The organism is Actinoplanes sp. NPDC048791 (genome assembly GCF_040650095.1).
GTDB lineage: Bacteria > Actinomycetota > Actinomycetes > Mycobacteriales > Micromonosporaceae > Actinoplanes.
In genome coordinates, this window is record NZ_JBEZGQ010000367.1 from 1 (window position 1) to 7,461 (window position 7,461).

Genomic DNA, 7,461 nt, shown 5'->3' on the forward strand with positions numbered 1-7,461 from the left:
GCAGCCAGTAGAGCAGGTCGAGGGACGGGTCCCGCAGCGCCAGGGCGATCGGGGTGCGCAGGTCGGCCGGGTCACCGCGCAACGCGACGACCAGGTCGCCGACCGCGCTGCGGGCCAGCCGGGCCTGGAGCAGGCCGGCCAGGAAGGCGATCGGGGCCACGCCCAGCAGGGCCAGGCTGATCCGCTGCACCACCGGGAACGCCGGCCCGCCGAGGACCCCGACCACCAGCAGCACGGCGATCATCACCAGGCCGACGGCGAACGAGTCGACCAGCAGCGACAACGAGCGGCGCAACGGCCGGCCCCGGGTCCGGCGCCGGACCACCAGCAGCACGACACCGGCCAGCGCCACGGCGCTGACGACGGCCAGCTCGACGTTGTAGACGGCCACGGCCAGCCCCGGCCGGTCCAGCACGGTCATCCGGTGCGGCTGCAACCCGCCGAGCAGCATCGCGGCGAGCTGGCCGCCGAGAGCCGCGACCCAGCCGGTGACGACGATCAGCCGCTCCGGGCGGGCCCGCAGCCGGCCGCTGGGATAGGTCAGGAACACGTGCACGAACATGACCAGTGGCAGCACGTCCACCGCCTGGCCGACGGTGTGCGCGATGCCGTCGCCGCCGATCCAGCTCAGCGCGCCGGCCAGAGCCCCGGCTCCGGCGAGGACCATCAGCGGGCCCAGGCGGCTCGTGGGCCGCAGGCGCCAGGCGATCAGGCCGCTGATCCCGTAGGCCAGGATCAGCCAGCTGATGATCGCGATGTGCGCCGGGTGGACGCCGACGGACACACCCAGCCCGACGATTCCGGCCAGGGCCACCAGCAGAGTGGCGCCGATCGTCAGCAGCAGTGCGGAGGAGGGACGGCTCGGCATCACGGTTCCTGTCCCGGACGGTCGTTCCTGGACGGCGGACGGCTCGCGCTCAGGCTACGCCGTCCACCGCCCGGAATCGGGTGCTCATCGCGCCGGCTGGTCCACCCGGCCGGGTACGCGCCAGGCGGCCCGGTCCAGCACGATCAGCAGGCCGGCCACGACGGTCCACGCGGCGAACTCGATCAGCTGCTGGCGGGCCAGGTCCGTACCGGTGTAGCCGAGGTCGCCCATGGTCACGAAGCCCTGGGCGTTGTGGAACAGCAGCACGAGCAGCACGCTGCCGCCGGTCCGGTTGAACAGCCAGACGTAGACGATCGTGATGACGAAGGTGGTCACGATGCCGATCCAGCCGGTGTCACCGATGAGCGGCAGATGCCAGAGCGCCACCAGCACGCCGAGGATGACGGCCGACATGAGCGGTGAACGGCGTTCCTGCAAACGCGGCACCGCGAAGCCCCGCCAGGCCGGTTCCTCGGCCAGCGGCCCGTCCATCGGATTGACCAGCCGGACCAGGAACATCAACGCGAAGCTGCTCCAGGCCAGGTTGCTCCACTGTGGCGCGGGCCCGCTGTTGACCAGCACCGCCGCGAAACGGACGACCAGCGGCAGTCCGAGCGCGAACGCGTAGAAGTACCACGGCACGCGCCAGCGGATCATCCGCCGGCCCAGGTCCCGGAACCCCGGCCGGCCCTCGGCGACCGCGATGACGATCAGGGCGGCCAGCAGCGCGCCGATGGCGTTGAACGCCTGCCGCGGCCAGATGTCGAACTGGTACAGCGGCCACGACCACCAGGCCAGCACGAACGCCAGCACGAAGAAGGTGGTGAGCCGGTGGCCGCGGACCCACGCCGCGACCCCCGGCCGTTGCTCGGTGGTGACCGGCCGGAGCTCCGGCCCGTCCTGGATGACTCGGGATCTCATGGCGTTGACGCTGCCAGCGGAGGCGGCCGCCGGTAAGCCGGGCGGCTGGCGGACCGGGGGCCGGTTTTCTGGTGTCTTCGCGTTGTGCGGGCCCGAGGGCCGGAGGTCGCGGACACGGTCGGGTTACGACGTTCGGCTCCGGTGCGGATCCGGCCGGGTGGAAACGATCCGGCGCTCCCGATCGGGGCGACGGAACCGTGCGATCGTGGGTGGCCTTGCTCCGGCTTCCGGATTGTCCGGGACACGACAGCGTTTCCTTCGACCTGTCGGGTCCTGCCGGCCGTGACATGGGAGGAATCGTTCAGGCCGCAGTTTGGAGTCGAGTCAGTGGATCAGGCAAGTGTCACGGGTGCGTCGTTCGAGGTCGTGGAGATGGCGCGGACCGGTGTCGCCCGGATCGCGTCCGAGGAGCTGCCGCTGTTCGACAGCGTGGCCCAGGCGTGGCTGGCCGGGAAGATCGGTCGCCGGGCCGACCGCCGACGGCCACCCGGCGGTACTGCCCGCATCGGGATTCCGTCCGAGCTCGACATCCAGTTGGTGTTCGACGTCATCGCCGGCACGCTCGCCACTGTCCTGGGCGAGGCAGGCTATGCAGGTTTGCGGGGCCGGCGGTGGCCTCGGCGCCGATCGAGACCGCAGCCGCGGGTCATGATCGATCCCGGACAACAGGCGGAGTTGCACGCGACCTGTGTGGCTCACGCGCAGGAACTCGGGCTCAGCAAGAGGAAGGCCGTGCTGCTCGCTGACTCGGTCTTCGGCCCGCGGCCCGGGGATGTCTCGTGACTGGTGGCGCTCGGGCGCCACGCGATGCCGGCCAGGCATGGTGGCTCTATCTCGTCGCGGCCCTCGTCCTGACCTCCGCCGGCATGGCGGCAGGCTGGGCCGCCGGCGCCGGCTATCACCTTGTCGACGACTCCGTCACCGTGGTGTGCGAGCTGAACCTGGGCCTGGACGGGATCACCGACGGCATCGTGCCGGCCGACCGGCCGAAGGCACTCGCCGAGTTCGACGAGTGCGTCGCACCGTTCCGCCGAGCCACGGTGGTCGCTGTCCTGATCGGTGTGACCGTCACCTGGCTGCTGACCTTCCTGTTGATGATCGGGCAGCATCTGTGGGTCCGGTGGCGCCTGCGTCGCGCGGGCCGGGAGACCGGGGACAGTTTCGCGGCAGCGGCAGTACGGTTCGCCGAGCTCTGTGGCGCGCACGAGCTGTCCGGGCGCCGAAGGCCTCAGCTCCGGGTCGCCGGCGCCGTGTCGGGTCTTTCCGAGGCGTTCACGCTCAGCCTGCCCCTCACCAGACCGTTGGTCGTCGTGCCGGCCGCGCTCGCGTTGCCCGGGAAGGCCGACTTCGAACCGATCGTGCACCATGAACTCGCCCACGTCCGGGCCCGTGACCTCACGCTGGCGTCGTGGGTGTCGTGGTCCTCCTGGGCCGGGTCGGCGGTCCTGATCGCCGCGGTGTTCCCCCTGCTGTTCCGGGGCGCGTCGAGTGTCACCTTCTGGTACGGAACCGCGACCCTGGCCGTGCTGGGATGCACGCTCGCGGTGATCCGTGCCCGCGTTCTCCGGCTCCGTGAGCACGTCGCGGACCGCGTCGCCACGGTACGCATGAACGACCCTGCACCGATGGCGAACCTCCTCGGCCGACACACCGAGGCGGCCTCCCGCGGAGCGTTGACGACGGCGATCGGGCAGGTCTTTCGCGTTCACCCGGACCGATCCCTGCGTCGGCAGGTGGCCGACGGCGCGCCGATTCCCGACGGCGGAACGTTTCTGCTGGTAGCAGCCGTCACCTTCGTGAGTGTGACTCTGATCTCGCCGCTTTACGTCCTGGTGAGCAACCTGTGGGGGTGGACCGGTTACACGGTCCCGCCACTGTGTGGTGCGGTCGGTGCGCTCCTGGGGATCCTGCTGACGGCATTGTGGCAAGGGCAGACCGCCACCGGCCGCAATCGCCTCGCTTTCGTCGCGGCCACTGTCGTAGGACTGACCTCCGGGACGCTGGCCAACGTTCCCGGCCTTTCCATCAACATTGTTCGAAGCGCGTCGCAGGCGCGGTGGTGGCTCGTGATAATTCTGCTCGCGTTCGCCGGCGCGGTCTGGTTGCTCACGGTCCTCGCTCCGAGGGAGCCCGCAAGTCGCGGCCGGCGAACTCTCTTCGCTGTCATCGGTGCCTCGCTCATTGGATATGTTCTGGCGCGCGGCATCGAGGCGGCGATCCTGGCCTCCGCGCCGAGTGCCGTAGTGGAGGCGCAGCGCACTGCCCTTCGGCAGGGCGGCATGACCGACACCGTCCATCCGAGCCTGCTGGTGCTCGCTCTCATCGGCGCCCTGGCGGTGTCCACCGGACGGCCGCCGCGATCGCTCGTCCGGGATTCCGCAGTGTCGCTCGCGGCCGGGACAGCGGTCGCTGTACCGGTCCTCTACCTGCAGTACCGGCACCAGGTCGACGCCGATCTGGCGGAATCACTGCTCGGGCAGCGGTGGTGGGCGTGCGCGGCAGCCGGCTGGCTGGTGATCGCCGTCATCGGTGTCCTGCGCGGACGGTCCGGGGATCGGCCCGGGCCGGCCTGGGCGGTGTCAGCAGGGTGGGCCACAGCCCTGACACTGGGTGTGGTGCTGTTCGTGGCCGATGTCGTCATCACGGAGCTACCGGCCCGCGCCTGGCTCGGGAACCTCGCCGACTATCTGGTGAATCCCACCCGCCTGCTCCTTGTCCTCACCCTCGTTCTCACCCCGGTACTGGTCGCAGCCAGAAGACTGATCCGATACATCCTGGACGGCAGAACAGGCGTGCATCGGGCCCCCGGCACCATCGGGTTCGGCGCGCGCGCAACAGCGGTGCTCGCCGCCACGGTAGCTGCGGTCATCCTCACCAGTTCGGCGAGAGCCGTCACCGGTCGGCCGGGCGACAACGACCGCGTCGAGATTGGTCTCGACACGTGGCAACCCCCACCGTCCGCACCGCCTCGGGAAACGAGCGGTCCGCTCGAGCCGGAGCGAGATCTTTCCCGGGCGGCGGCACACCGGGCTCTGAAGGTCGCCGGGGCAGCATTACCCGGCTGGTCCGCCGTCAAGCTCGAGCCGGGGAACAACGTGAGAGTTTCCCCGGCGGCGTGTGAGCGGGCGTCGGTGAACTTCGACGCGAAATGGAAGGCGGTGCGGACATCCGCGGAACAAATCGCCTTCAGGACCACGGACAAGGCGATCGCGCCGTTCACCGCGGACCTGACGCTCACGCTGGTGGAGTATCCGCATGCGGCGGCCTTGGCCGAGAACTGGGCGGATGTCGCTGCGCTGGCCAACCGCTGTCCGGAACTGACCTTCCCCGATTCCCGGGACTCGGGCGGCGTCGCCCATCGCAGCATGCGGACCGTGTCGGTCACGTACGGCGCCGCAATCGTCAGAGAGATCCGGACAGTTTTCCGCGGGACCGACCGATCCGTGGTGGAGGTATGGCATGAGAGGTGCATCGCAGCAGGCCGTAACGAGGCCTGCGGCGCGTGGGCCGCAGTAGCCATCGACTCCCTTCCCCGGCAGCGGATCGCCGGCCTCGACCGACTGCTCAGCGACGCGCTGTCTGCGACTGTCGCCGATCTCAGGAAGAGATAGTCAGCCGAGGCGGCAATCCTCCGCCGGCCGGGTCAGCGGCGGGCCTCGTACACGTTGTTGAACGGGGTTTCGCTGGCCCGGCGGAAGCGGGTGAAGCCCGCATCGGTCACCAGCTGCCGCACCGCCGCCTCGCCCGCCTGCGCCCCCAGTGCATACCCGCCGGGCTGCGACATCGCGTTCGGTACGCACAGGAACGTGGAGAACCCGTAGTAGACCCGCCCGACCGGGTTCATGTTGTCCGCGACCGTGTCACCGGCGGCCGGTTCGACGATCATCCAGGTGCCCTCCGGGGCCAGCGCGTCGCGGATGTGCCGGGCCGCGCCCAGCGGGTCGCCCATGTCGTGCAGGCAGTCGAACGTCGTGACCAGGTCGTAGTGGTCCCCGCTGAACTGCTGGGCGCCGGCCGCCTCGAAGCTGACCCGGTCCGCGACGCCGGCGTCCGCCGCGCGCTTGTGGGCCAGGTCGATCGAGCCCTGGTGGTAGTCGGAGGCGTGCACGGTCGAGCGCGGGTACGCCGTGGCCATCAGCACCGACGACGCGCCCAGCCCGCAGCCCACGTCGGCGATCCGGGCGCCGGAGCGCAGTTTGGCCTCGACGCCGTCCAGCGCCGGGATCCAGCTCGGTACCAGGTTGGCGATGTAGCCGGGGCGGAAGAACTGCTCGCAGCCGACGAACACGTCCGCGTCCTGCTCGTTCCAGCCCAGCCCGGCGCCGCTGCGGAAGGCCTCGGTGATCCGTGGTTCGGCGCGCAGGGCACCGAGGGCGAGCAGGAACGCGCCGGGTGCGTACAGCGGGCCGTCGGGGTTGGCCAGCGCGAACGCCTGTTCCTCGCTCAGGACGTACCGGTCGTCGCCGTCGCGGTCGACGTAGCCGCCTGCCGCCTGGCCGCGCAGCCATTCGGTGACGTACCGCGGGTCGGTCTCGGTACGCTCGGCCAGCTCCCCGGGCGTGAGCGGACCGTGGGTCAGCGCCTTGTAGAGGCCGAGGCGGTGCCCGATCACGACGTTGCCCGCCGCGACGGTGGCACCCAGGTCGCCGACGAAACGGCCGATGAACTCGTTCAGCTTGTTCTCGTTGATAGCCATGCCGCCACGGTGCTGCCGGGCGTTGCGCCGCCGTTGCAACCGGGCTGCAATGGCGGGGGAGAGGGTGGCGCGATGAGGGCACGGGAACCCGACGCCGAGGGCTGGGTCGACCACGACGGCGTCAAGGTGGGCTACGCGGTGTACGGCAGCGGCGACCGGACGGTCCTGCTCGCGCCGAGCTGGCTGGTCGTCGACTCGCGGATCTGGAAGTTGCAGGTGGCGTACCTGTCCCGGTACTTCCGGGTGATCACGGTCGATCCGCGGGGCAACGGGCGCTCCGACCGCCCGGCCGATCCGGCTGCGTACACCGACCGGGCGTACGCGAGGGATCTCGTCGCGGTGCTGGATGCCGCCGGGGTGGACCGCGCGACGGTCGTCGGGCTCAGCCGGGGTGCGTGGCGGGCGGCGCTGGCCGTGTCCGAGCATCCGGAGCGGTTCACCGGCCTGGTCGCGATCGCGCCGCGGGTGGCCGGTCTGGCCCCACCGCTGCCGGAACGCGCGGTGTTCGACTTCGAGGCCGACCGCGAGCACTACGAGGGCTGGCAGAAGTACAACCGGCACTCGTGGCGCCGCGACTACCGGGGCTTCGTCGAGTGGTTCTTCGCCACGCTGCTGCCCGAACCGCACTCCACCAAGCAGCTCGAGGACTGCGTCTCCTGGGCGCTGGAGACCGGGCCGGAGGCGCTGATCGCCGGCGAGGACGCGCCCGAGTCGGTGCCCGGCCTGCCCGCGGTCGAGGCGCTGCTGCGCGGCCTGCGCTGCCCGGTGCTGGTCATCCACGGCGAGGACGACCGGTGCGTACCCATCGGCGTGGGGGAGCGCTTCGCCGAGCTGACCGGTGGGCGGCTGATCCGGATGGCCGGGGCGGGCCACCTGCCGCCGGCGCGGCATCCGGTGCCGGTCAACCGCTGGCTGCGCGACTTCGTGACCGGCTCCGGGTCGGCGCCGCGGCGGTGGACCCGCGCCCTGGACCGCC

At 71.0% G+C, this 7,461-nt stretch carries 6 protein-coding genes; 3 read left to right on the forward strand and 3 right to left on the reverse strand.

Features of this window, described 5'->3' with window-relative positions:
* Both AB0C29_RS24575 and AB0C29_RS24580 read right to left on the reverse strand, forming a co-directional pair.
* The coding region (locus AB0C29_RS24575; RefSeq protein WP_360824291.1) for a hypothetical protein at positions 1-868 on the reverse strand (868 nt) is incomplete at its 3' end.
* Positions 869-952: 84 nt separating this feature from the next.
* The gene (locus AB0C29_RS24580) at positions 953-1,789 is read right to left on the reverse strand and encodes a type II CAAX endopeptidase family protein (protein ID WP_360824294.1); all 837 of its coding nucleotides are present in this window, start codon (positions 1,787-1,789) and stop codon (positions 953-955) included.
* Between the two features lie 282 nt (positions 1,790-2,071).
* On the opposite strand from AB0C29_RS24580, the gene AB0C29_RS24585 reads away from it, so the two are divergent.
* Positions 2,072-2,572 (forward strand): hypothetical protein, encoded by a 501-nt coding sequence (locus AB0C29_RS24585; RefSeq protein WP_360824297.1) that lies wholly within the window; start codon positions 2,072-2,074, stop codon positions 2,570-2,572.
* Between the two features lie 188 nt (positions 2,573-2,760).
* Positions 2,761-5,400, forward strand: a complete 2,640-nt coding sequence (locus tag AB0C29_RS24590; RefSeq protein ID WP_360824300.1) for a hypothetical protein — start codon at positions 2,761-2,763, stop codon at positions 5,398-5,400.
* 32 nt (positions 5,401-5,432) lie between these two features.
* Here AB0C29_RS24590 and AB0C29_RS24595 read toward each other — a convergent pair whose 3' ends face one another.
* On the reverse strand, positions 5,433-6,485 hold the full coding sequence (locus tag AB0C29_RS24595; protein ID WP_360824303.1) for a class I SAM-dependent methyltransferase: 1,053 nt from the start codon (positions 6,483-6,485) through the stop codon (positions 5,433-5,435).
* A gap of 72 nt (positions 6,486-6,557) precedes the next feature.
* On the opposite strand from AB0C29_RS24595, the gene AB0C29_RS24600 reads away from it, so the two are divergent.
* A partial coding sequence (locus AB0C29_RS24600; protein WP_360824306.1) for an alpha/beta hydrolase occupies positions 6,558-7,461 on the forward strand: 904 nt, incomplete at its 3' end.

What these genes read in the sequence shown, in the direction of transcription:
- AB0C29_RS24580 (WP_360824294.1), bottom strand. Translation starts at nt 1,789, where the DNA reads ATGAGATCCCGAGTCATCCAGGACGGGCCGGAGCTCCGGCCGGTCACC.
- AB0C29_RS24595 (WP_360824303.1), bottom strand. Translation starts at nt 6,485, where the DNA reads ATGGCTATCAACGAGAACAAGCTGAACGAGTTCATCGGCCGTTTCGTC.